This window comes from Arenibacter sp. F26102 (assembly GCF_023015865.1).
In the GTDB taxonomy this organism is placed as follows: Bacteria; Bacteroidota; Bacteroidia; order Flavobacteriales; family Flavobacteriaceae; genus Arenibacter.
In genome coordinates, this window is record NZ_JALKBC010000023.1 from 15229 (window position 1) to 40738 (window position 25510).

Here is a 25510-nt window from a genome sequence, read left to right on the forward strand (position 1 = left end):
TTAATTTATAGCCCTAAGAGATTAGCAATTATATTTCTTTGAATATCCGAAGTTCCCGCATAGATAACACCTCCAATAGCATCCCTAAGATCGCGTTCCACTTCATTCTCCGTTAGGTAACCGCTACCACCCTGATTCCTTATGGCATCTAAACTTGATGCTACAAAACTTTCACTTAACTGAAGTTTTAATAAGGCAGCTTCCATCATGGCCGATTGGCCTTTGCTTTTTAACCAGGCAACTTTATAAAGCAGTAGTCTGGATGCTTCCAATCGCAGCTTCATATTGGCGACCCGGTTGGAGACAGATTGAAAATTACCAACTGATTTTCCAAATTGTTTGCGGTGCCTAACAAATTTTATGGTTTCTTCCAATTGGCGTTCCATTGCCCCCAATTGACTAGCGAGAATATTGCAGCGGTCGTATTCTAAGGAGGCAGTTGTAATGCTCCATCCAGCTCCTTCCCCTCCCAATCGATTTTCTAGGGGCACAAAACAGTCCTCGAAAAGTAAATCTCCAATAGGAACAGTTCGCAGACCCATTTTAAAGAGGTTTTCTCCCCTGGTAAATCCAGTCATTTCATTTTCCACTATAAACCCGGTAACGCCCCATTTACCCAGTTTAGGATTGGTCGTAGCAAAGACTAGGGCCATATCCGCAATTGGGGCAAAAGTAATCAAGTGCTTTTTTCCGTTGAGGATATACCCCCCATCAACCTTGGTAGCCGTTGTTTCCATAGAAAAAATATCCGACCCCGCGTTTGGTTCGGTCAGTCCATGGGAGCCGATCCATTCGCCTGATACCAGTTTGGGAAGGAACTTCTGTTTTTGTAATTCAGACCCAAATTGGGATATAGGTAATTGAACGGTCCACATTTGCGCATTTAATGCGAAAGGGAGTCCGTTATCCTTACTTCCATATCCAAACCCTTCCATGGCTAAAGTGGCGGAAAGGATATCTATGTTCTTATGTTTCCCTCCATATGCTAATGGGCACGCTAAGGCCTGGATACCAAACTCCGCGCATTTTTTCCAGTCTTCCCGAGAAAAAGTACTGGAAGCATCGTTACTCGCAATTGAGTTATTTAATTGTTCCTGTGCAAATTTGATTATACTACTTTTATAATCTAATTGTTCTTTTGTCCAAGTGAAATCCAAACTATCAACGGTTTTATCCTTTAACCAATCTTAATATGTTGATTGATTTTATGGAGTGATCCAAATTTAATAGAAGCGCATGCGTGTTAAAAAACGTTATTATGCAAGTTTATAAAAAAGTACTATAATTTTTTACTCGTTAAGTTGGTAAAAGAGGTGTTTTTTAAAATATCTAAAAATGAGAGTGTTATGGTGTAAAAAAAGGATGACCAAGCTATTAATTCCTTAAATTTAACAAAAATATCCTATATACATACAATATAATTTTGGATACTTCGGAAAATAAATTTAGCGCCACAATTAAATTCTTTAAAAGGAATCTTACAGTCTTTTGGCAAAAAAATGAATCCGATCCTGAGCATTGGAGAAACTTATTTCCGAGACTATCCATATTGCTGTTGTTATTTGTAGGGTTGGAAAGAATCTTGTTTAAGGTCACCACTATTCCCGCAAAATTATATTCCAGAGAGTATATATTTTGGGAATTTCTAAAAAGTAATGGATATAAAACCTCCCTAGTTTTACTAGCCATTATATTGATCCTTGCCTTTTATAAAAAAACCTTGCTATCATGGAATGGCCTTGAAAATGGAAACCGCATTAAGTTCCTTTTGCTGATTGTTGCCTGTATATTAAGTTGGGAGTATGTAACCTATGATTTTAATTATTACATGAACCAAGGTCATTATTTAGATCGTGGCAGTCTATTACTTTTTACCATTCTCATATTCTGGCGTCCAATATTTGTACTACCATACATTGTCATGCTGCTACTTATTATAGGGCAATTTGAAATTTTGCCCGTTTATTCATTGGCGGCCCCATTTCTTCCCATCAGAATACTACTCTTATTTTTGGCTTTTTTTTGCTATAGCGTGGTGCGTAGAATATTTTTTTTCAAAGATTTTATTTTCTTGACGGGTTGTCTTTTGGCGGCCTTTTACTTTAGTTCCGGTATCCGAAAAGTAAATTTTGAATGGATTTGGTACGATCAAATTATATATTTACTATCAAGTTCTTATGGCAATGGTTGGCTGAGTGTTGCCAATTCAGACCAGATTAGTTCCTTAGTTACAATATTCGGGTGGTTTAATATTCCTTTAAAGATGTTTACCATCCTTGTAGAATGTGGAATGCTATTTCTTTTTTATAAAATTAAATGGGCCCGAGCCCTTTTGTTTGGAGCTATATTTTTGCATCTTGGAATATTTATGGTTAGTGGTATTTTATTTTGGATGTGGATGTGCATACTACTATGCTTCTTGGTTTTTCTTTTTCGCGAACGGATATTTAAAGGGTATCAATGGTATGGTAAAACGTATTTTATACTCTCCATTATTTTTATAGGTTTGGGAGAATATTGGTGTTGTCCTGTTGGTCTGGCATGGCACGATGTACCCTATAATTATACCTATAGATTCAAGGTTAAAATTGATGATGGAGCTAACATAATATTGCCTAAAAGTTTCTTTTCCCTTTATGATTTTCAATTTACATTGGGAGACTTTAAGTATTTAAGTTCAGAGCCTTTATTTAGAATTGTCATGGGGGCCGCGGACGAATCTACCAGCCATTTTTTTAACACGGAGCGACCTGTAAAGGAAATTTTTGAATATGAGATGTTTCATGGGAAGCATTTTACAGATATTCTGAAAAGGGAAAAGTTAAATGACTTCTTACAGCAGTATATTTTTAATTTTAACAATACCCCTCATAGAGCCTCTATTTTGTCCTACTTCAAAGCTCCTAGTTTATTATATACCTATCCGCGGAAAATATCGATAAAAGATAAGCAGAAAATTACTGAGGTTTCAATTATTGAAGTAACTACATTATATTCTAAATCTAGAGGCTTTGAAATTGTAAGAGAACGGGAGGTTTTTAAGTCGGCAATACTTATGAACAAAAATAATTAGACTTCTACAGAAGACAATAAAAAGTGATATGGATTTTTAACATCCGAGGAAATATGCTCTAAATGTACATTTAATCCTATGTTGAATTCTTTGGCCAAATCAAGGAACAGTTCCAAAACAACTTGATCCTCCAAAGCCCAACCTGTAGAATCGAAAACCGATAATTCAGTTTTCACGTAATCGTAGGAGGTTTTATTTTGAATTAAATGAACTAGACTTGGACCAATTTCTTCAGGTTTCAGTTGTTGGCATTCCCCTTCAATTTTGGCTTGCTCCAAAAAATCTGGACAAACAAAAGATTTATTCAAAAGAGCTACGGGCAATTCAATTTTTCCGGGAAAGTCGGAGCCAATTGCGTTTATATGTAAATGCTTTTTATGGTTTTCCTGATACGAAAACAAAGGACCTTTTCCAACTTCTATGGCCGTCTCTGTACATAATATATCAACTTCTTGGACAATGTTTGAAATACTTGAGGATGCTACTTCTAAATTGAGGTTCAACATATTGATACGACGTTTAAAAGATTCCATGGCCGTATCATCAATATCATAAATCATGGCTTTTTTAAAATTGAAAACCCTAGAAAGTGCGTGTAACTGGGTAATTGATTGCGCTCCACAGCCAATAAGTCCCAAAGTTGTGCTTTCTGGTATGGCCATTTTCCTGCTCGCAACGGCCGATGCCGCACCTGTACGTAAAGCAGTCAAAAGAACCCCATCCGCAACCCCTTTTAAATGGCCCGTTCGCGTGTCATAACTGGAAATTGAAGAAAGTATGGAGGGTAATTTAAAGTTTTCCGGATTTTTAGGGTGGTACCCTACTACCTTAATAACTATTTCCTTTTCTTGTTGATGTAGGGGCATCCACTCAATGAGCCCTGGATATGTTGTATTGTAGTTAAATCCGCTTCTAATCGGAATATCGATACATTTTGGGTCATAACTTTCTATGGCCAATTGCAGTCGGCGCACCAACACATCCATGATGTTGTCCAATCCGAATTTTTCTACAATGGTACAAACGTCACTTCCAGTAAGTATCAATGTACTATTTTCTTTATTATACATTTTTAGGGTGGTTATTTAAACTAGTGATAAAAATGTAATTGAGGTCGCCAAATCCATTTAGTAAATATTTGACAAAATTTTGAAATGAGTTTTTATGTTATGAAAATCTAAGAATTCCATATAAGTTCCCATCACTTAGTTATATCCAAATCTTTGTAATAGCTATAAAATTATTTTGTAGATTATATATAAAAATAGTAACTTTTTTTAGATCTGTACCTATAATATACACTATATTTATATGAAATTAATAATAATTAATTATAATTCTTGGCAAATAGGCAAAGTGCAACTTATAGCTGTACAGGCATCAACTAAAAGCCCATAAATGATATAATTGAGGTGTATTAAAATTTATTACTGGAATTATGGGCTATAGAGATTCTAAAATAAGGAATGAACCATTATTCACCCCATCAATATGATTTTTTAGACCAAACATTTACACTCAATTTAGTTTCACCATTATAAAACTTTTAAGCATATGTGTAAAAGATTTAGATATGTTTTGGGATTATTTTTATGTATCCCGTTTTATCTTTTTTCACACATTCCAAATCAGAGTTACATTTTTCTAAGGATTTACGAGAATGATGGAATTGAAGGAAGGTTTGAAATAAACACCAATGATATCAATAAAATATATGGAACGGATTTTAAAAAAGGGGTTAAACTTTCAGAACTTAATCCCTATTTAGAGGATCTAAAGGCATATATGCTTTCTAGGTCGTCCTTTAAATCGCCAAGGGGAAATCACAATGTTATTCTGAAAGATTCCGTAAAGATATTTCCAGGTGTACTTGGAGATTATGTTCAACTTTATTTCTATCTGGACAACTTGGACGTTTTACCTGTTTCCTTAGAGGTTAGTTTTAGCGCCGTTTTTGACAAAGACCCAACTCATAAAGGGTATTTGATCACTGAGTATAATTGGAAGGCAGGAGTGATTAACGAGGAGGCCAATATCTCCATGGAGTTTTCTCCAAATGACCCTATGGATACCATGTCCTTAACGGAAGTCTCTGCCTGGAAGGGTTTTGTTGCTATGATAAAACAAGGGGTATGGCATATTTGGATAGGTTTAGATCATATCTTGTTTTTGGTCGCCTTAATTTTACCTTCAGTAGTGCGAAGACGAAAAAACTCAGAAGTTCACACCAGAGGAAGAACCCTTAATGAAATCTTGGGATTGTATTCGTGGGAACCCGTTATGGGCTTTAGACCGGCCTTCATTTATATTATTAAAGTGATTACTTTTTTTACAATAGCGCACACGATAACCCTTAGTCTAGCTTCGCTTCAACTAGTTAATTTACCTTCTAGGTTTGTAGAATCTATGATTGCACTTTCAATTGGCTTGGCGGCATTACATAATATAATACCAATATTTAAGGGAAGCGATTGGTTGATTGCATTTGTATTTGGTCTTTTTCATGGATTTGGGTTTGCCAGTGTATTGGGTGATTTGGGGCTAACCAGCGAGTTTCTAACGCTGTCGCTACTTGGTTTTAATATTGGTGTGGAAATGGGGCAAATTGCGATTATCGCGTTGTTTTTTCCCCTGCTCTTTTTTCTAAGAAACAATAAAGTTTATCCCAAGATACTCGTAGGAATGTCCATCCTATTAATTTTAATATCACTTAATTGGAGTATAGAACGGTCCTTTGAAATTGATTTGGGAATTTACGGTTTTTTAAAATCCTCTTTACGAAAGGTTTTAGTTTTAATGGGATTGATGAGTTAGTTGAATGTTTATATAAATTGAATAACGTGGATAACCAAATCGATAAGAAATCGCTTTTAAGTAGATGGAAGGAGCACCCTCGTAAGGATATACGTGTTCCCCATATTTCTAAGGCTCCAGTGGATATCGATATTCCTTTATCACGAGGGCAACAGCGATTGTGGATTTTACAACAGCTATATCCTTCAAATCCGTTTTATAATTATTGCGAGCTATATGAATTGGGGGGGGGCTTGAACACCTTATATCTCTCTCAAAGTATTCAGGCTGTATTTTCTAATAACTCTATTTTTAGAACTACCTTTTATGTAAAGGATGGAACGACCTATCAAAAAGTTCATGATGACGAGGTGAAAATAGCATTGGTAGATTTAAGTCATTTAGAAGGAACAGAAAAGAAACTGTCCAAAGAAAGGCTCATTGAATCGGTTACAAAATCCAGTTTTGACCTATCCGTTTTTCCCTTGGTAAGCAGCACCTTAATAAAACTTTCGCAGGTAGAGCATATTTTAATTCTCAATATGCATCATATCATAACGGACAAATGGTCTATGGGCGTTTTTAGGGAAGAATTGGCAATGCATTATCAAAATTTAATTGCTGGGAAATCTATTGAAGTGGTCAAGAAATTACAATATAGTGATTATGCCTATTGGGAATCCAATCAAAGTATAGATGAAAATCAATTGAAGTTTTGGCAAGACAGGTTAAAAGGTGAAATTCCGATTTTAGATTTACCGCTGGATTATCCAAGGAAAATGAGTTCTAGTTTTAAGGGAGGCTTACTCAGTGATGATTTAAGCGAGGAATTGTCGAACGCCATTTTAGCTTTGGCAAAAAATCTTAATACCACACCCTTTGTATTGCTGCTTTCGGTATTTAAACTATTGTTATTTAAATACACTGGGCAACAGGATATCTTAGTAGGCTCACCTATTTCCAATAGAAATGAGCGGTCAGTAGAAAAACTTATTGGTTTTTTTAATGAGACAGTTGTTCTACGCTCTAATTTGTCCCCTAAAATGACCTTTAGGGAATTAGTGGATATGGTTAAGCAAAATACCATGGAAGCATTCTTAAACAAGGATGTGCCATTTGACCTTTTGGTGCAAAAACTTAAACCCACCAGATCTTTAAGTTTAAACCCATTTTTTCAGGTAATGTTTCTTTTTCATGCAGTGCCACAAGCACCCACATTGGATAATGAGTGTACGATGGAGTATGCTGTGCTAGATTTAGGAATTGCAAAGTTTGATCTTACGCTATATGTTGCAGAAGAAAATGGCAAAGTATCTACTACGTTTGAGTATGCAACTGATTTATTTAGGGAGTCCACAATTGCAAGGATGCAGCAGCAGTACCAATTGCTTTTGGAAAGTGTTATAAAGGATATATCGCTACCCCTCCCTGAATATTCTGTATTGACCGATAGGGAAAAACAACTTTTTTTGAAAGTTGAGCCCGATACGGATTATAATATTAAGGGAATTCATGAATTAATTACAAAACAGGCATCGGAAAACCCCAGTGCTATTGCCGTTGTTTATGAAAGCGAATCTATTTCCTATGGGCAATTGGACCATATGTCGACCATATTGGCCAAAAACCTTCAAAAGTATACTAAGGGACACAATCAGTTTGTTGGATTATGTGTGGATAGGTCAATTGATATGATAATAGGATTGATTGGAATCTTGAAAGCGGGTTGTGCCTATCTGCCATTAGACCCGGAATATCCAAAGGAACGTATAGATTATATGCTGGAGGATGCCAAAATAAAAGTACTTCTTACTAATGACAAGCTGTTATCCAATTTTGATAAAGAATTATTACAGGCATTGATGATCAGCAGTTTGTATGGCGTCATTGAAGACGAAAAAATTACTTTGCCAGAGGCCAAGGGAAGCAACTACGCTTATTTAATTTATACTTCAGGTAGTTCAGGTACTCCTAAAGGGGTACCCATAACACATAAAAACATTATTAGCTCCACCTTATCAAGAACAAAGTATTACAGCAATGTGCCTTCTTCCTTTCTACTAGTGTCTTCCATAGCATTTGATAGTTCAAAAGTAGGAATCTTCTGGACCCTCTGTACAGGAGGGCAATTAGTGCTAACCAGAAAGGGATTGGAGCAGGATATCAATTTACTTAACAGGGCACTTAGGGAGTATAAGATAAGTCATACTTTGATGTTGCCAAGTCTTTATAAAATAGTGCTGGAGAATATGGGAGATTATAAATTCCCAGACCTGAAAACTGTAATAGTAGCGGGGGAGGTGTGTGGTAGAACAGTTTGTAATCTACATCTATCCCTGTTGCCCAATGTGGAGCTTCATAATGAATACGGACCAACAGAAGCTACGGTTTGGTGTAGTGCCTATAAAATTATGGCTAATGATGAGCACGTTAAAGTCCCCATAGGAAAGCCAATTGCAAATTCTAAAATGTTTTTATTGGATGATAATCTGAGCCTTGTGCCTTTTGGAGCGCAAGGGGAAATATATATCGGCGGACCTGGAGTGGCTACAGGGTATTTAAATCGTGAAGAATTGTCCGAACAGGTATTTATTGTCGACCCTTTTCAAAAGAATACAGACTATAAATTATATAAAACCGGGGATATAGGACGATATAGATTTGATGGAAATTTAGAGTTTATAGGTAGAAAAGATCATCAGGTTAAAATACGCGGTCACAGAGTAGAGCTTCATGAAATTGAAAATTTGTTGCGTAGCACTGGAATGGTACATGAGGTGCTAGTGGATATAGAAGCCACTGAGGAGGAGTTACATAATAATGGTTTAGCAACAACTTCTGCGGAAAAATTAATTTTATTAATGAGCAAATATTTTAGCGATGCTGAAATTAACGACATTATAATGTCGGTTACTTCTTTACGCAAAGAGGATCTAAAACACCTATTAGTAAAAATGCAAGAATAACCATCAAAGAAAAATGAAACGCATCAAAAGAACCAACAGTTTTGAATTAGTTCTCAATATTACAGATGTCAACTTTATCCAACCTCCACGTGAGGCCCAAAGGAACGCTGTAGTTAATAGAGCTATGAAAGAATTTACTTCTGATCTAGAATCGCTCCATGAACAAGTTAAAACGTTTGTACCAGGAGCAACGGTAAATTCTTTCGATGATAGAACCCAAAAGGCATTGGAGGCTCAAGAAATAATGGAGGATTGGCAGATTCCAGTAATGAAAAAAATGACAGATGCCATTGCAAGTAAGGGCGGTGATATTCTTGAAATTGGATTTGGGCGTGGAATAGCATCCGAAATGATTCAAGGTTATCCTATAAAAAGTCATACTATTATTGAATGCAATGATACGGTTATAGAACATTTCCATAACTGGAAAAGGAATCATGGGTCAAAAAAGATAGTTTGCGTACATGGACTATGGCAAGACACCATAGATGACCTAGGCTTGTTCGACGGGATTTTTTTTCATACGTACCCCTTAAATGAAGATGAGTACATGCGCTATGTAAATGGTAGCATCACCTTCGCTGAGCATTTTTTTGAATACGCTAAAAAACATTTAAAACCTGGCGGTTCTTTTACTTATTTTTCCAATGAAGTTGATTCTTTAAGTAGGGAGCATCAACGGCTACTTTTGAAGTATTTCGATTCGTTTACTGTTAAAATAGTCAACTTAACGATGCCTGAAAATGTAAAGGATACTTGGTGGGCGAATACTATTGCGATAATAAAAGCTACTAATCCATGAACGATATATTAAAAAACCGAATCTTGGATCTAACTTCTGATGAGCTTACATTGGTTCATTTAAAGCTATCCCAATATTTAGAACAGCATCAGGAGGTAGAAAAGGAAGAGGCAGTCAAGAGGTTGGTTGGTTATATAATTCCCAAGCCGAATTTCGATTTGGAGGAATTTCAAAAGGAAATTAGAAAACGGATGCCCGAATATATGATTCCAGTGAAATTTATTCAAATTGAAGAAATTCCGAAATTGCCAAATGGCAAGGTAAATTTGGATGAAATAAAGAGTTGTACTGAAGTTGATGACTATACAGAAAACTATTTGACCAAACCAAAGAATAGTTTAGAAGAACAATTGGTTTGTATTTGGGAAGAGGTCTTGAATTTCTCACCTATTAGTACGTTGGATAATTTTTTTGAAATCGGAGGAGATTCTATATTAAGCATACAAATTATTGCTAAGAGCCGAGAACAAGGAATTTCCATAACTCCTAATCAATTATTTAAGCACCAGACAATTGCAGACTTGTCGGACAGTATATTGCAAGAAATTACACCTGGGGATAAGTACACTCATTTGGTGGAAATAAAATCCACTGGTACTAAACCACCTTTATATTGTCTTCATGCGGGTGGAATACACCTATTCTCCTATAACAAATTGGCGCAACACATAGAGTCTCAAAGACCTATTTATGCATTACAAGCCTCCCCAATTGATACTGGGCTTAAATTTCATAACAGCGTTGAGGAAATGGCTATCGATTTCCTATTGGAAATTAAAAGGAATCAACCCAAAGGACCATACCATATTATGGCCTACTGCTTTAGTACAGCGGTAGGATTGGAAATCGCAAAGATGATAAAGGAACAGAATGAAACCGTTAATTTCATGGTAGTGGATACTATTGCCGACTATTACCACCTATTCGCCTTGTCCATGACCAAAATACGTATTCTAAGGTTATTGAAGGTTTTGCGTAATAATCCAATAAAAACCTTATTAAGCTTGACTAAAAAAAGAATAAAAAAACATTTTAACCCGAAACTTATTATATATAAGGGTAAGCAGGCAGAAAATAAAGTAGAAAGTCTTAGAATTAATTATTTAAAAATATATAAAAAGTATCAATGGAAGCGCTATATAGGGCATGTTTCCTTATTGCTTTCTCCCAAGCTAGGGGGGCTTTTAAATACTGATATTATTAATTCTTGGAATAAAGTCACCAACACATCAATTAGCATCTATCATGTGGAAGGAAAACATGAGGCTTTATTTTCAGAACCAAAAGTGAAAAACACATCATCAGTTTTGGATACTTGCATGCAACAATTTGAAAAAGCTAATGAGTAATGTTATCTCCAAAAATTTTGATATAGAATTACCACTTACAACAGTGCGAGTATATTTTGCCCATTTCCAAGACATCTCCCACAAAATTGAAGCTTTTTTAAAAATACTTTCCAAGGAAGAATTAAATAGGGTAAATTGGTTTAAATTCTCCGAGGACAGGATTCGCTTTATTTACTCTAGGGCTATTTTAAGAATTTTATCTGGGCGCTATTTGGATATGGATCCCAATATGATAAAATTTAAATATAATGAGTATGGAAAGCCTTCATTCTACAATTGTGATCATCTAGAATTTAATTTATCCCATTCTGGAAATATGGTTATACTAGCCTTTGTTAAAGAGAATCAAATTGGTGTGGATATAGAGCAGATCAAATACAACTTTGATTGTTTGTCCATTGCTAATAATTTTTTCTCCGATCAGGAAATAAACCAACTTCAAAACATTCCGAAAAATGACCAAAAAATCGCTTTTTATCGATGTTGGACCCGTAAGGAGGCTTTCATAAAAGCCGAGGGAAGTGGACTTAGTTTTCCTTTAACTTCGTTTTCTGTGTCCTTGGATTCCGATAGTAAAGCTGAATTGATCGAGACCAATTGGAGCCATAAAGAAAATAAAGCATGGTCCTTATATTCCTATAGACCAACATCCGAATACATAAGTGCTATAGCTGTTCGTGGAAAAATGAATTCTATAGAATATATCGATTTGAATAAATACTTATTTCAAAATTGACCAAAACTTATTGTCTTACCCCTTAACATAACTAAAAATCGCTATCCTGAATATTAATTATAGGTCCGCAGGGTTATGTGCAAATCTATTAAATATCCATTTTCAACTTCACTATTATTCGGTTATGTTTATAAGTTCTGGGAGATAGGGCTTAAATTACCTTAATGGAGCTTTATTTTTGTTTCCTTTTTTTAGATGGAAGAATTAAAAGTAGGGGACAAATTATATAATGTAAGTCAAAACGGATTTGGCGATTTTTTTAGGTATTCTTTTTCGGAGGTGGTTCGGCTTACCAAAACCTTGGCTGTTTTGGACAATGGGGAGAGATTGAGAAACAAACCTGTAAGATCGCTTATCAATGGGGATATTGGTTTTGCCCTGGCCAGTAACAGATGGGTGTATTGGCATATAGTTTCCGGTGAAATAGAGGAACTGGCCCAAGAGGAGAGCGAGAAGATCGTTATTAATGATTGGTTTAAAGATCGTACTTTTAGCGTGCCAGAAAAAAAAATAATCTACAAATTGTTCAAGGAAAAAGGTATTTTGAAAGGGGCCGATAAAAGCTTGGATCAGACCATAGAACTATTTAAAAAGTAAAAGGGTTTATCCAATACTGCTATAGTATTACATTGTGATAATGTAAGTAACTCGATTATGTGAAAAGAATTCTTATTTTAGCTTTTTTGGTTAATTCTTGGATAAAAGAGGAACAATAAGGAATTGTTGTTCCATACTCTAACCGATGAATTGCGTAACAATGAAAATCTGTGCAAAACCCCAGATATTAATTCATAGGCAGTCCAATATTTTTATTATAAACCAAAGAAATGATATCTAAATTGTTCAAAAATAAAATAGGTTTAACTATGATTGAAGATAACTTACGTCCATTCGTTTTTTTGGCAAGACATTTCCAGATTCTTGTTTTGGCTGCATTGATCCTGCCAATAATTTCAACTGCCCAAAGTACTGTAAAGAAAAAACCCAACGTCATCATTGTAATTACCGACGACCAAGGGATGGGGGATTTGGGATGCTATGGAAACCCTTATATAAAAACGCCCAACATCGATGCTTTTTATAAAGAGTCGGTCCGACTTAATAATTTTCATGTTTCCACCACATGTGCTCCTACCCGTGGCGCTATTATGACTGGGAGACACACGAATAGGATAAATGTATTCCACACTATAACAGGTAGGTCCTTGCTTTTTGAAGATGAGGTTATTTTACCCCAGATTTTGGCTCAAAATGGCTATACCAACGGGATGTTCGGTAAATGGCATTTGGGAGATAATTATCCATACCGACCTGAAGATAGAGGATTTCATGAGGTAGTCCGGCATGGAGGGGGAGGAATCACTCAGGGCCCGGATTATTGGGGTAACGATTATTTTGATGATACGTATTGGCATAATAGTCAAACTCAGAAATACAAGGGTTACTGTACAGACGTCTTCTTTTCAGAAGCCATGGACTTTATAGAGGAAAATAAGAACGACCCTTTTTTCTGTTATATCGCCACCAATGCACCCCATGGTCCTTTGAACCTTCCCAAGGAATATTTGGATATGTATAAAGGTGTTAAAGGTCTGGAGGAATCACAACAACGTTTTTATGGGATGATCACCAATATTGATGATAATTTTAAATTATTAGAAAGGAAATTGGATGAATTAAAGATAGCGGACAATACTATCTTGATCTTCATGACAGATAATGGTACCGCTGGAGGAAATAAGGTTTTTGATGCAGGATTGAGGGGGCAGAAAGGAAGTGAGTATGAAGGTGGACATAGGGTTCCCCTGTTTATCCGCTGGCCGGACGGACAACTTACTGGAGGAAAAGACATTAATAAGTTAGCCGCGGCTTATGATTTGCTGCCAACCTTTGTGGATCTCTTGGGGCTAGATTTTAATCCTGTAAAACCCTTGGATGGTAAAAGCCTAAAACCATTGCTTTATGACCAGGCTGAAGATTGGCCAAATCGGGTGCTCTACATAGATACCCAGAGGCTTCAAAATTTGGTAAAATATAGGAAGTACTCGGTTATGGATGACAATTGGCGGTTTGTAAACGGGACTGAACTTTATAACATGAACAGTGATCGTAGTCAGACTAAAAATGTTATTGCACAACACCCAGAGGTGGTTGAAAAACTAGCCGAAGGTTATGAAAAATGGTGGCAGTCATTTATGGATGAAGGTGTCAACGAACGATATGCTTATATAAAGGTCGGTTCGCCTCAGGAAAACCCAAGCCGTATTTCCGCCCATGATATGTTAACAGGTAAATTTGGACATATGTGGCATCAATATGGAGCTGTTAGTGCTACCCAGGCTACGGGAAGATGGAAAATAGACTTTATTGAAGATGGTGAATATAAAATCAGCCTATACCGATTTCCAAGAGAAAGTGGGCTGGCCATAAATCAAACCTTTCCAGCACAGGAAAAAATTGTGGAGCTGGACAGGACAATGCCTGCAAGTGTAAAAAATGATTTTGAAAAAGCATACTTATATGTTGCGGACGTGAACCAGACCGCCAAAATTGAAAATGGACAAAAGGAAGTGTCCTTTACCGCCAAAATTTCGGCAGGAAAATATGATATGGAAGCACAGCTCATAGATAAGGATGACAGGGTGCACCCGGCTTACTATGTCTATATTGAGAAACTTTAAAATAATAACTTGCCTTACATCATATATTTTCAATGGCTTAGCAAAAATTAGTGAATTGGTTTTGAACATGATTAAAAATATTGCGTTGATTTTCAATTGGTTTCTAGTAGCAGTTTTATTGTTGGGCTGCCAGGGAACTCCAAAAAAAGCGGCATCTGGTACAGCCCAAAAAGAACGTCCCAATATTATCTTATTGATGGCCGATGACCAAGGCTGGGGTGATACCGGATATAACGTACATCCTCATCTAAAGACTCCTAATTTGGATGCCATGGCGGCCAATGGTGCTGTTTTTGAACGTTTCTATTCGGCGTCTGCTGTATGTTCCCCAACACGTGGAAGCGTAATGACGGGTAGGCATCCCCTTCGCTATGGAATTTGCCATGCCAACTGCGGCCATATAAAGCCAGAGGAAATTACTTTGGGGGAAATGGTCAAAGATTTGGGCTATACTACAGGGCATTTTGGTAAATGGCATCTGGGAACCCTGACTCGTGATATTGTGGAAGCCAATAGGGGAGGAAGGGAAAAATACGACGGGGATTATGCCCCACCCTGGGAACATGGTTTCGATGTTAGTTTTGTGACGGAATCCAAGGTGCCTACTTGGGATCCCATGATCACCCCTCCACAATCCTCTGGAGATGTCAATGGGGCTTTAAAAGAAGGGGAACCTTTCAATACCTCGTACTGGACAGGTCCGGGCCAAATTGCCAAAGAAAATTTGGAAGGGGACGATTCCAGGGTGATTATGGATAGGGCCATCCCATTTATAGAAAATGCCGTAAAAAATGACAAACCATTTTTAAGTATTATTTGGTTTCATACGCCCCATTTGCCGGTTTTGGCAGGGGAGGATGACAGAGCTCCCTACGCAGACCTTCCCGAAGATCAGCAACATTATTATGGGGTGTTGACTGCTTTGGATAAGCAAGTGGGGCGCTTGCGGGATAAACTAAAGGAGCTGGGCGTAGCAGAAAGTACTGTGCTCTTCTATACCAGTGACAATGGTCCCGAGGGAAAACCCGTAACCGGACGACGCACTCAAGGTCTTACAAAAGGGCTCAAAGGGAGAAAAAGAAGTTTGCATGAGGGCGGAATCCGTGTACCTGGAATTATGGAGTGGCCAGGGAAGATTAAACCTGGTACAAAGGTGGTAACTCCTTGTTTTACTTCGGATTATTTTCCGACCATTGCAAATATCCTGGCTGTAGACATTAAGAAAAATAAAAGGCTCTACGATGGGGTGGATATGTTGCCTATAGTAAAAGGTGAAGTTAAGCGAAGAACGGAACCGATGGCCTTTGATTTTCAAGGACAGGCAGCCCTGATAGATAACGAGTACAAGATTTATAGCGATGATAGTGGAAAGCGTTTTGCTCTTTATAATATCCGGAATGATATGGGCGAAAATAATAATCTGGCAAATGAGCAACCCACAAAGTTGAACGAAATGGTCGCTTACTGGAATCAATGGAAGGATTCACAGGAGATGAGTGCTTCGGGCAAGGATTATTGATTATTTTAGCGACTTCACCATTAAAGAAAAACTGAGATTTAATTCTACATACCAAAAATAACCTATATGAGATTACTTTATTGCCTACCCCTACTTAGTATTTTTCTTCTTGGATCCTGTAAGCCATCCGGATCTGAAAAGGTCGCCGAGGCTGGTGACAAACCCAATATCGTTTTTCTATTCGCCGATGACCAGACCTTTGAAAGTATCAGGGCCATGGGTTTTGATGAAGTCCATACTCCTAATTTAGATCGATTGGTTAATGAAGGTACTTCCTTTACCCATGCCTACAATATGGGAGGTTGGAACGGTGCCATATGCGTGGCATCACGCGCAATGATCATTTCCGGTTCCTATATTTGGAATGCCCGGGATAAAAGTGAATTGTGGTCCAAGGGAGACTCTACGGCACTGAACGAGACTTGGAGCCGCTTGATGCAAAAGCAAGGTTACGATACTTATATGACAGGAAAATGGCATGTACAGGCACCTGCAGGTACTATATTTAACGATGCCAGACATATACGTCCTGGTATGCCAAAAGATCATGCCAATAAATTGGGAGCATCCATAAAGAAGTGGAAAGAGGAATCCGGGGACATGAAGGATTGGAACGACTATATGCCGCTTGGCTATGGCCGACCAACAGGTCCGGATGATACCGAGTGGTCGCCCACGGACACTTTGCAAGGTGGCTTTTGGGAAGGTGGAAAACATTGGAGTGAAGTGGTACGTGACGATGCACTTTCTTTTATAGAAACTGCTAAGCAAAAAGACGATCCTTTCTTTATGTACTTGGCTTTTAACGCCACGCACGATCCAAGACAGGCGCCTCAAAGGTTTTTGGATATGTATCCATTGGAAAATATCAAGGTGCCCGAAAATTTCTTGCCCGAATATCCTTGGAAGGATGATATGGGAAATCCCCCTGGTCTTAGAGACGAAGCATTGGCTCCTTTTCCCAGGACGGAATATGCCGTTAAGGTACACCGTCAGGAATATTATGCCCTTTTAAGTCATATGGACGAACAGATCGGTATAATATTGGACTCATTGGAGGCCACCGGCAAAATGGACAATACTTATATCTTTTTCGGAGCAGACCACGGACTTTCCGTTGGCCACCACGGACTGATAGGAAAACAAAGTATGTTCGACCACAGCATTCGTATTCCAATGATGGTTATGGGGCCAGGTATTCCCAAGGGCAAACGTTTGTCCCAAGATGTGTATTTGCAGGATATTATGGCAACCAGCCTTGAGTTGGCAAACATAGAAAAGCCGGATTATGTTCAGTTCAATAGTTTTATGGATATCATTAAAGGAGAAACCCAGGAAAGTCATTATAATGGCATTTATGGGGCCTATATCGATGTTCAGCGTATGATACGCAAAGACGGATTTAAACTTTTGGTGTATCCAAAAATAGAAAAGGTGCTTTTGTTCGATTTGGAAAAAGATCCCAATGAAATGAACGACCTGGCCGATAACCCAGAATATAAGGAAAAGGTAAAAACACTTTTTACCGACCTTTTGGCACTACAAAAAACCATGGACGATAAACTAGATCTACAGGATTTCTATAAGAAAATATAAAAAATACCTTAATTAAATATCATGTTCAAAGTTTGTTTGTCATTTATAGCCCTGCTAATACTTAGTTGCGGTAGCGCAGTCAATACTAAAGTAGGAGGAGAACGTTCGCCAAATATATTGTTTATTCTAGTCGATGATTTGGGAAAGGAATGGATCAGTAGCTATGGTGCCGAGGATATCATTACTCCAAATATAGACGCACTGGCCAAATCTGGCATACAGTTTAACAATGTGTATTCCATGCCGCAATGTACCCCTACAAGGATTGCCCTTCTAACGGGGCAGTATCCTTTTAGGAACGGATGGGTCAATCATTGGGATGTTCCTAGATGGGGTGGTGGAGCCCATTTTGATGAAACTGTGAATCCTTCATTGGTCAAAGAGCTTCAAAGAGCTGGTTATGCCACCTGTATTGCAGGGAAATGGCAAATTGATGATTTCAGGGTCGAACCAGATGCCCTTACCAAAACTGGATTCGATGAATTTTGTATGTGGACTGGTTATGAGAGCGGTATTCAAGCTAGTGCCGAGAGATATCACAATCCGTATATTTATACCAAGGCAGGGAGCAAGACCTATCCAGATAGTTTTGGGCCAGACGTATTTCGTGACTTTATAATAGATTTTACAGCGGATAAAAAAGAGGTTCCATTTTTTGTTTACTATCCAATGGTATTGACACATACTCCATTTGTAAATACGCCCGATGAATCCGCGAAAGACAATATGGGGAAACATAAGGCTATGGTACGTTATACCGATAAGATTGTTGGGGAGTTATTGGAGGCATTGAAACAAAATGGATTGTTGGACAATACCATCGTAGTTTTTACTACCGATAATGGTACAACTAGATCCATTACTGGATCTTATAGGGGCCAAAGTATAGTTGGTGGCAAAGCCAGTACCACCGAACCTGGAATTGCTGCGCCTTTTATAGTTAGTTGGCCAGGGCATATAAAATCCAATCAAGAATCCAATGCACTGATCGATTTTACGGATATTTTGCCCACCTTCTTGGATATAGCCGGGGTTGCTGACAAAAGTGAGTGGACTACTGCCAACGCCGATCATTTTATAGATGGGAAATCCTTTAAAAACGTCCTGTACAATAATTCGGATAAATCGGAAAGGGAATGGATTCTAGGAATGGGTGGTGGTAACAAGGCCCGTTTAACGGAAAATGGCTTGGAAAATCAATATATTTTCAGGGACAGGGTGATAAGAAACGAAGAATATAAATTATATATCGGGTCGAATAAAAAACCTGAAAAATTCTTCGACCTAAAGAACGATCCATACGAACGGCATAATATTTTGGATAGTCTAAATTCTTCGAAAGAAAAAACGAATTTTGATAAGCTCTTAACGGTTGTTAATTCGTTCCCACAAAAGGACAACGACCCGAAATACGTACCAAATCCACCCCAATCGTGGGATGTTGAGATATCGGCAAAAAGTCAGGAATGGAAAATTGAATAATTTATTGGCCCTTTTCTAAATCGATTAAAAAAAACCCGATGCTAGGCCATCGGGGTTTTTTTAATATTTCTTGCTTCAATTCATTGCGTATGTAGGCTTCCCGATTGTAGAACATAATTGTATTGGGAAACAAATATTGAATTATTGTCAAGCGAATTATTACTTAACTTTTATGCTTCTGACGTCACTGGGACATTTAAACAATAGGGACTCACTTGGTACAAATCTCCTTATCCCACAACCTGTTTTTCGGTCACAAAAGGCTGATGATAATGCCGTTGTCCGGTTGCTTTGTATAGGGCATTGGCCAAGGCTCCAATAGCAGGAGGCAGACCTGGTTCTCCCAATCCGGTTGGATCAATTTCATTTTCAACAAAGAAAACCTCAATCTCCTTTGGTGCCTGTGAATGTCGGATCAACTGATATTTGTCAAAATTCATCTGTTTGGGCGCCCCATTTTCAAAGGTCAGCTGGCTATACATGGAATGACCAATACCATCGATAACACCACCTTGAATCATATTCTTTGCGGCATCCCTGTTCACCACAATACCGCAATCAACGGCACACCATACCTTTTCAACTATCGGCTGACCATTTTTCATGATCATGTCGAATACTTCCGCAACATAGGTGGAATGACAAAAATAGGCAGCCACTCCACGATGAACATTTGGTTTTGGAGCTCCCCAATTGGCTTTTTCCTTAACCAGTTTTAAAACACCTGCATACCGTTCTGGTTCGTATTCATGTTTCTCCCCTACAGGGTCTTTTATGGCGCGATCAAATAATTCCAAGCGGAAATCAATCGGGTCTTTGCCTGCTGCTTCGGCAACTTCATCCAGAAAGGCTTGCTCCGCACCTGCTGTGAAATTAGATCTTGGTGCCCGCCATGCGCCCGTAGTTACATTAGTTGGCGCCTTAATTTTTTCGGCCGAATAATTTTCAACAGCCCCTGCCGGGAAACGGTTTGGAAATACAGGACCTTCGGGTAACCCGGCACCTTTTACAGTGAAAGCGATAAGATTATTGTTCTCATCGAGTCCCGCTTTATAGACAGAACGATAGGTTGGGCGATAGGTTCCTTGGGTCATATCATCCTCTCGGGAATAGATAAGTTTGACTGGCCCCCCGATTTTTTTTGAAATGGCAGCTGCTTCAACACCAAAATGTACATAGAGCCTTCTACCAAAACCACCGCCTATTCTGGTCATATTTACGGTAACATTTTCCAACGGCAGGTTCAATAATTTGGCTACCGAACCTTCCAGGGCTTCCGGAGTTTGTGTTGGACCAATAAGTTCTGCCGAATCCTCCGTGACATTGGCAAAGAAGTTCATGGGTTCCAACGTATTATGAGCTATGAAAGGGGCACTATATGTTCTTTCTATGATTTTGGCTGCTTTTTTAAAGGCGGCCTCGGGATTACCATCCCTTCTACTCTCTAGTACCTCCCCGGACACCAACGCTTTTTCAAGTCTTTTCACATGCATATCGGAACTTTCCAACTCCCCAGTTGTTTCCCAGTTAGCTTTTAGTGCTTTTTTGGCTTGCATTAATTGCCAAGTAGATTCGCCAACGATGGCAATTAATTGTTTAAAACCTTTTTCATCGAACCCACCGGGTTCTTCAACAGTAGTATCAACAATAAAGGCATCCTTTACCCCGGGCATACTTTTTATCTCCGCTTCGTTAAAGTCTTTGACTGTCATACCAAAGGCCGGAGGGTGTTGGATCATGGCCAGTTGCATACCATCCCTATGGAAATCGAGTCCAAACAAAGGTTCGCCGGTAACTATTTTTTTACCGTCTACATTCTTGATACTGGTGCCTATCAATTTGAAATCCTTAATACCTTTTAGTTCAACTTCTTTAGGGACTTCGATTCCAACTGCTTTGGAGGCTATCTCACCGTAGGTAACTGTTCGTTCTCCATTAATTTCTTTGATGACTCCTTCACTGGCGGTCAGATCCGACACCTTTAACTCCCATTCCTTAGCGGCTGCTTCCATAAGCATTCTTCTGCCTGTAGCACCGGCCATACGCAATGCATTCCAACTTAAACGAATGGATAGACTTCCACCTGCGAATTGGTTTTGGTACCAACCCGTGTTTAGAGGAGCCTGCTCCACTACAACATTTTCCCAAGGTACATCCAGCTCTTCTGCCACAATCATGGGCATTGAGGTACGAACGTTTTGTCCAATTTCCGGATTGGGAGAATAAATGGTAACCATACCCGTATCCCCAATTTTGATATAGCCGTTGATTTCGAACCATTCTTTTGGTACTGCTACTCCCACTTCTGGTTCAGTAGTATTTGACTTGCATCCGTTTAGCCAGCTAAACCCAATTAGCATACCACCACCTGCAGCGGCAGAAACCTTTATAAATGAACGACGATTATAATGTGTAACTATCTTTGTCATGATGTTTCTTTTTTGATGTACCTATCAATTTTTATACGGTTTTGGAATTTGCAGCCGTTTTGATGGCCTTCTTGATTCGTATGTATGTACCACAGCGACAAATATTGCCGTTCATAGCTCCTTCGATTTCTTCATCGGTCGGGTTCGGATTCTTTTTTAGAAATGCACTTGCGTTCATGATCTGGCCTGCCTGACAATATCCACACTGATACACATCTTCCTCCAGCCATGCTTGTTGCACGGGATGGTCTCCGTGTTCAGATAGTCCTTCGATGGTCGTAATCTCCTGGTTACCCACAGACGAAACAGGTAATTGGCAGGAACGCACGGCATTATCGCCTAGGTGTATAGTACAGGCACCGCATTGTGAAATGCCACAACCGTATTTTGTGCCTACCAATTTCAGATGGTCCCTTAAGACCCAAAGTATGGGGGTAGTGGGGTCTACTTCCAATTGCTGCGTTTTTCCGTTGATTTTTAGATTGAAGTTTGCCATGATTTTAATATAAGAGTGTAATTATGATGAATTTACGAAATTATTGGATGCATTTTAAACGTATACTATATTTTTTATTAAGAATGTACCCATAGATTGTTAGTGTATCCTTTATGCGGTAAAATGAAAATCTACTATTTAATGTGGTTTGGTAAAATTGAGGTTCGCCAGGGTGCTGAAATTCCAGGGAAATTGGCAATGGGCAAAAAAAAGTGAAATTGTACTGGCACCTAATTCCTTAAATTTCGCTTCCAATATTTAATGTTCCTTTTTAGAGTGAGGGATTATATTGCATGAGCCAATTATAACATTCAATCGGCTCATTTAATATAATTCGCATAATAAAACTGGTATGAATCCACATTGGCTGCATTAAGAATTGATGATTCCGGATTGGAAATAACTTTATAAACAGGAAAAATTATCTTAAGATAAGAGTGCCCGTCCAGACATGATCTGTTCTTCCTTCTTGTAGGTCAACATAACTATCCGTCATTCCTGAGCCGGTAGCACCTTCAAAGCGACCTGTACCTCCCTCAAACATAAATGGGTCTTGAAACATTAAATCATAACCTTCCTTGGTGGAGGGTAGTATCTGTCCTTTTACGGGACTGATATTCAAGCGGTCTCCATTTTCAGCCATGAAGTATCCAAAAGCGGCAGAGAGCCCTTCTTCGGCGAAATAATCATGCAATCCGTATTCTCCTGTATCCAGATTATTACAAAACTGTCCTACAAAGGTGAATTCACCTAAAATTAAGTTCTTTTTCCCTGCTCCTTCTTGCCTAATCATAAATATTGGGGGTTCACCACAACTCATATCCCCCTCTATAGGGCCTCCATAAGTGGTAAATTCAAATTGGAAAGGGATAGGACCTCTTACTTTTACATACTTTTCACAAGACCAAAGGAATAAAGTCATGGATGCTACAATAAAATAAATATTAAATGTTTTCATGATATAAGTCTTTAATAGTTAATAAAACTTTATCAGAATGAATTTCTTTGGAAGACCGGTCAATAACAAATTGCGTTTCTGTAAAGCACTCTTAAAATTAGTAATTATGCTTTCCCGTTTTAGACAATTATGTTGCCAAATAATGCAAATTTTGGTTAAGAAATGTTGCCTGCCATGATTATCGATAAAAAACAATTCTATGTCAGTTGATTTGGATACCCATATTATCCGTAATTGTAGCTTATGGAAAAAGGAGGAACGGAATCTAAAATTATAGGGCAAGGTTCATTTTTTGAAAAAGGTCATTAAAGGAAGAGTCCTTCTTCATAGAATTAAACGGAGCAAGACATTTGACCCATGGGAGTGGATATAGTCTGTCCTGATATGCCTTGTTTAAATAAGCCATAGCGGAGTCTTTGCCGTTCAAAGCAAGCTGTAAGAGAGCTACGTAAGTGGGGTTTACAAATTCCATTTGGTTTATTGAGTCCATTTCATTCATTATTTCCAACGCCTTTTTCTCATTCCCGAGATGTGCATTGGCGGCACCTATGGAGGATAGGATCAAATCATTTTTCCAGCCTATTTTTTCGTATTCATGAAGTGCGTCCAAATATCTTCCTTGGTCATAATAAACACAGCCAATTATAAAATGGGCAAAGCTGAAATTAGGTTCAAATTCCAGGAGTTTTTCCATTTCCTTAATTGCTTTTTCATGGTTACCTATTATTTGATGCATCCAACCAAGCCACAACTGATAAGTAGGGTACAGCGGATTTATTTCAGTGGCCAGGGTTGCCTGTTCAATTGCAGATTCATTTTCATCCGATAATAGGTATAACCAAGCCAAATGTGCATGTGCAAACTCTTCATTGGGATTAATTTTTAATGCAATGTCAAATTCTTTTTTGGCATTTTCCCAGTCCCATTCATGGTAGAGATGCACCATACCTAAAGCAGTATGGGCTTTGGCTATATTTTCATCCAATAGCAGGGCTTGCTGTGCAGCTGCCTTTGCTCTGATCATTACATGTTTCTTCGAATTTTGACCATGTCCTGAAATGGCATATCCCAATGCCAGGCCCGCATATGCGATTGGATCGGCGGGGTCTGATTCAATTGCTTTTTTAAGATGGACCATACCTTTATCAAAGCCCTCTTCCGTATCTTTATTTAGATAGTACATGCCCCTTAGATAATGCTTGTATGTTTCTTTATCCGTGCGGCGTTTTTTCGTAAACATTTCGTTTTCGCCTGCGGTAAGATTAACATTCACCTCAGAAGCAATATTCTGGACAAGTTGACTCTGGACACTTAATACCTCACTAATTTGTTCATAATATTCCTGTGCCCATAGGTGTCTTTCTTTGGGAAACACCTCTATCAATTGAACCTGTAAGCGAATACTATCCCCCGAAATAAACACTGAACCTTCTACAATTGCTTGAACTCCCAACTCCTTGGCAATATCAGGTAATGTTTTCTCAGTATTTTCTGAGAAAGGCAGAGTTGATGTTTTTGAAATCACGCGCAGGCCACTTATTTTGCCTAGCTCACCAATAATGGCATCATGCATACCTGAAGCCAGATAGGACTGATCTTTATCCTTTGAAAACGGTTTTAGCGGTAATATGGCAATACTCTTTATTTGATTACCGGCTTTTGACGAATTGCTTGTATATTCTACGATCACTAAACCAATAATCATAATGGCCACAAACCATATGAGCATAGTTTTTTGAGAAATGAAGCTAATTAGACTGTTCTTCGAGTGAACCAAAATGGAAGAAACTTTTTTCGTGGCCTCATCGTTCATTTTTTTAACCTCGCCTGGTGGATAACCATAATAGTCATGAAAACATTTATGAAAATACGATGGAGTGTTAAACCCTACTTGATAAGCAATTTCAGAAACTGATCCCACGTCCTTTCTCAATAATTTCATGGCTTCAACCATTCTGATTTCACGTATGAAATTACTAATGGATTTACCTGTAAGCGATTGAAGTTTTCTGTATAGGTGAGATCTGCTCATTCCTATTTCATGGGATAAGGGGACTACACCAAATTGTTCATTGGTGATATTTTTAAGGACAATCTGCTTTAGTTCCTTAAGAAATACTTCATCCCTACTTAACTCCCCAAGCGTTGACATAATTAAAATTTTAGTTATAGAGGGGAGGGGGGAGCTTTCCTTAAATTTACGAAATTTAATTTCAATAGTTTGTTCCTACAATGCCATATATATTAAGGCAATATCTCCAAGTATCTATTGGCGAGGACTTGATAGTATTGGTTTGAACGACAAATTTCAGGAAACTGGAAAGACAATTAAAATGTCCTGTTGCCAAAAAAACAATTGATTTTTTAAACTAATTCCTAAGAGGAATCCATTAGGTGTGTGCTTCCCAAAGAATTAAAGTAGGATTTAAAAGATAATGTACTTTTAATTTCGAGGAATGAAAAGTAGTATAACATCTGTAATTCAAAATTCCCAAATCCTTTAGATTAGCTTAATTAGATATATAAGCCAAAAAGGATAATGATGATGTTGAAAAGAGGGGGTTTGGGGGAGACTTATAACTTCCAGAAATGTCCATAACTTTAGCTTATTCAAAAAGAATGGGGTGAAC

Annotated in this window: 17 protein-coding genes; 11 read left to right on the plus strand and 6 right to left on the minus strand. The window is 38.2% G+C overall.

From position 1 onward, the window contains the following. Nucleotides 1-5 precede the first annotated feature (5 nt). Nucleotides 6-1157 carry an acyl-CoA dehydrogenase family protein gene (locus MWU78_RS20890; protein ID WP_247001486.1) on the minus strand — a complete coding sequence of 384 codons (1152 nt, stop codon included), beginning with the start codon at nt 1155-1157 and terminating at the stop codon, nt 6-8. Nucleotides 1158-2398: 1241 nt separating this feature from the next. Here MWU78_RS20890 and MWU78_RS20895 point away from each other — a divergent pair. Further along, nucleotides 2399-3073, plus strand: coding sequence for a hypothetical protein (locus tag MWU78_RS20895; RefSeq protein ID WP_247001488.1), 675 nt, complete (start codon nt 2399-2401; stop codon nt 3071-3073). Here the strand turns inward: MWU78_RS20895 and MWU78_RS20900 are convergent. After that, entirely contained in the window at nt 3070-4143 is a 1074-nt protein-coding gene (locus tag MWU78_RS20900; protein ID WP_247001490.1) for a hypothetical protein, read from the minus strand. The genes MWU78_RS20895 and MWU78_RS20900 overlap by 4 nt on opposite strands. Nucleotides 4144-4627: 484 nt before the next feature. Between MWU78_RS20900 and MWU78_RS20905 the strand changes: the two genes are divergently transcribed. The 10 genes from MWU78_RS20905 (at nt 4628) to MWU78_RS20950 (ending at nt 18997) form a co-directional block, all read left to right on the plus strand. Then, the gene (locus MWU78_RS20905) at nt 4628-5887 is read left to right on the plus strand and encodes a HupE/UreJ family protein (protein ID WP_247001492.1); all 1260 of its coding nucleotides are present in this window, start codon (nt 4628-4630) and stop codon (nt 5885-5887) included. 26 nt (nt 5888-5913) lie between these two features. Continuing rightward, nucleotides 5914-8832, plus strand: coding sequence for an amino acid adenylation domain-containing protein (locus tag MWU78_RS20910; RefSeq protein WP_247001494.1), 2919 nt, complete (start codon nt 5914-5916; stop codon nt 8830-8832). Nucleotides 8833-8845: 13 nt separating this feature from the next. Beyond that, nucleotides 8846-9634, plus strand: coding sequence for a class I SAM-dependent methyltransferase (locus tag MWU78_RS20915; protein ID WP_247001497.1), 789 nt, complete (start codon nt 8846-8848; stop codon nt 9632-9634). Beyond that, nucleotides 9631-10983 carry a phosphopantetheine-binding protein gene (locus tag MWU78_RS20920; protein ID WP_247001499.1) on the plus strand — a complete coding sequence of 451 codons (1353 nt, stop codon included), beginning with the start codon at nt 9631-9633 and terminating at the stop codon, nt 10981-10983. The genes MWU78_RS20915 and MWU78_RS20920 overlap by 4 nt, the downstream gene beginning before the upstream one ends. Continuing rightward, nucleotides 10976-11719: a 4'-phosphopantetheinyl transferase superfamily protein gene (locus MWU78_RS20925; RefSeq protein WP_247001501.1), complete on the plus strand. Its 744-nt coding sequence runs from the start codon at nt 10976-10978 to the stop codon at nt 11717-11719. Before MWU78_RS20920 ends, MWU78_RS20925 begins: the two co-directional genes overlap by 8 nt. 195 nt (nt 11720-11914) lie before the next feature. After that, a complete protein-coding gene (locus MWU78_RS20930) occupies nt 11915-12316 on the plus strand; it encodes a pyruvate kinase (protein ID WP_247001503.1) in 402 nt (133 codons plus the stop codon). 269 nt (nt 12317-12585) lie between these two features. Beyond that, nucleotides 12586-14400, plus strand: a complete 1815-nt coding sequence (locus MWU78_RS20935) for an arylsulfatase (RefSeq protein ID WP_247001505.1) — start codon at nt 12586-12588, stop codon at nt 14398-14400. A gap of 67 nt (nt 14401-14467) precedes the next feature. Continuing rightward, entirely contained in the window at nt 14468-15919 is a 1452-nt protein-coding gene (locus tag MWU78_RS20940) for a sulfatase-like hydrolase/transferase (RefSeq protein ID WP_247001507.1), read from the plus strand. A gap of 66 nt (nt 15920-15985) precedes the next feature. Continuing rightward, nucleotides 15986-17515 carry a sulfatase-like hydrolase/transferase gene (locus tag MWU78_RS20945; protein WP_247001509.1) on the plus strand — a complete coding sequence of 510 codons (1530 nt, stop codon included), beginning with the start codon at nt 15986-15988 and terminating at the stop codon, nt 17513-17515. 21 nt (nt 17516-17536) lie between these two features. Continuing rightward, the gene (locus MWU78_RS20950; protein WP_247001511.1) at nt 17537-18997 is read left to right on the plus strand and encodes a sulfatase-like hydrolase/transferase; all 1461 of its coding nucleotides are present in this window, start codon (nt 17537-17539) and stop codon (nt 18995-18997) included. Between the two features lie 230 nt (nt 18998-19227). On the opposite strand, the gene MWU78_RS20955 is transcribed toward MWU78_RS20950, so the two are convergent. The 4 genes from MWU78_RS20955 to MWU78_RS20970 all read right to left on the minus strand — a co-directional run bounded on the left by MWU78_RS20955 (nt 19228) and on the right by MWU78_RS20970 (nt 25032). Beyond that, nucleotides 19228-21426: a molybdopterin cofactor-binding domain-containing protein gene (locus MWU78_RS20955; protein WP_247001513.1), complete on the minus strand. Its 2199-nt coding sequence runs from the start codon at nt 21424-21426 to the stop codon at nt 19228-19230. 31 nt (nt 21427-21457) lie between these two features. Further along, nucleotides 21458-21922 (minus strand): (2Fe-2S)-binding protein, encoded by a 465-nt coding sequence (locus MWU78_RS20960; RefSeq protein ID WP_247001515.1) that lies wholly within the window; start codon nt 21920-21922, stop codon nt 21458-21460. A gap of 421 nt (nt 21923-22343) precedes the next feature. After that, nucleotides 22344-22880 (minus strand): hypothetical protein, encoded by a 537-nt coding sequence (locus MWU78_RS20965; RefSeq protein ID WP_247001518.1) that lies wholly within the window; start codon nt 22878-22880, stop codon nt 22344-22346. Between the two features lie 271 nt (nt 22881-23151). Next, a complete protein-coding gene (locus MWU78_RS20970) occupies nt 23152-25032 on the minus strand; it encodes a helix-turn-helix domain-containing protein (protein ID WP_247001521.1) in 1881 nt (626 codons plus the stop codon). Nucleotides 25033-25510: the final 478 nt, after the last annotated feature.

Excerpts from the sequence above, each read along its gene's own strand:
- MWU78_RS20940 (WP_247001507.1), top strand. The coding sequence starts at position 14,468 with ATGATTAAAAATATTGCGTTGATTTTCAATTGGTTTCTAGTAGCAGTT.
- MWU78_RS20970 (WP_247001521.1), bottom strand. The coding sequence starts at position 25,032 with ATGTCAACGCTTGGGGAGTTAAGTAGGGATGAAGTATTTCTTAAGGAA.
- MWU78_RS20950 (WP_247001511.1), top strand. The coding sequence starts at position 17,537 with ATGTTCAAAGTTTGTTTGTCATTTATAGCCCTGCTAATACTTAGTTGC.
- MWU78_RS20965 (WP_247001518.1), bottom strand. The coding sequence starts at position 22,880 with ATGAAAACATTTAATATTTATTTTATTGTAGCATCCATGACTTTATTC.
- MWU78_RS20925 (WP_247001501.1), top strand. The coding sequence starts at position 10,976 with ATGAGTAATGTTATCTCCAAAAATTTTGATATAGAATTACCACTTACA.
- MWU78_RS20920 (WP_247001499.1), top strand. The coding sequence starts at position 9,631 with ATGAACGATATATTAAAAAACCGAATCTTGGATCTAACTTCTGATGAG.
- MWU78_RS20960 (WP_247001515.1), bottom strand. The coding sequence starts at position 21,922 with ATGGCAAACTTCAATCTAAAAATCAACGGAAAAACGCAGCAATTGGAA.
- MWU78_RS20895 (WP_247001488.1), top strand. The coding sequence starts at position 2,399 with ATGTGCATACTACTATGCTTCTTGGTTTTTCTTTTTCGCGAACGGATA.
- MWU78_RS20930 (WP_247001503.1), top strand. The coding sequence starts at position 11,915 with ATGGAAGAATTAAAAGTAGGGGACAAATTATATAATGTAAGTCAAAAC.
- MWU78_RS20955 (WP_247001513.1), bottom strand. The coding sequence starts at position 21,426 with ATGACAAAGATAGTTACACATTATAATCGTCGTTCATTTATAAAGGTT.
- MWU78_RS20905 (WP_247001492.1), top strand. The coding sequence starts at position 4,628 with ATGTGTAAAAGATTTAGATATGTTTTGGGATTATTTTTATGTATCCCG.
- MWU78_RS20915 (WP_247001497.1), top strand. The coding sequence starts at position 8,846 with ATGAAACGCATCAAAAGAACCAACAGTTTTGAATTAGTTCTCAATATT.
- MWU78_RS20945 (WP_247001509.1), top strand. The coding sequence starts at position 15,986 with ATGAGATTACTTTATTGCCTACCCCTACTTAGTATTTTTCTTCTTGGA.
- MWU78_RS20935 (WP_247001505.1), top strand. The coding sequence starts at position 12,586 with ATGATTGAAGATAACTTACGTCCATTCGTTTTTTTGGCAAGACATTTC.
- MWU78_RS20900 (WP_247001490.1), bottom strand. The coding sequence starts at position 4,143 with ATGTATAATAAAGAAAATAGTACATTGATACTTACTGGAAGTGACGTT.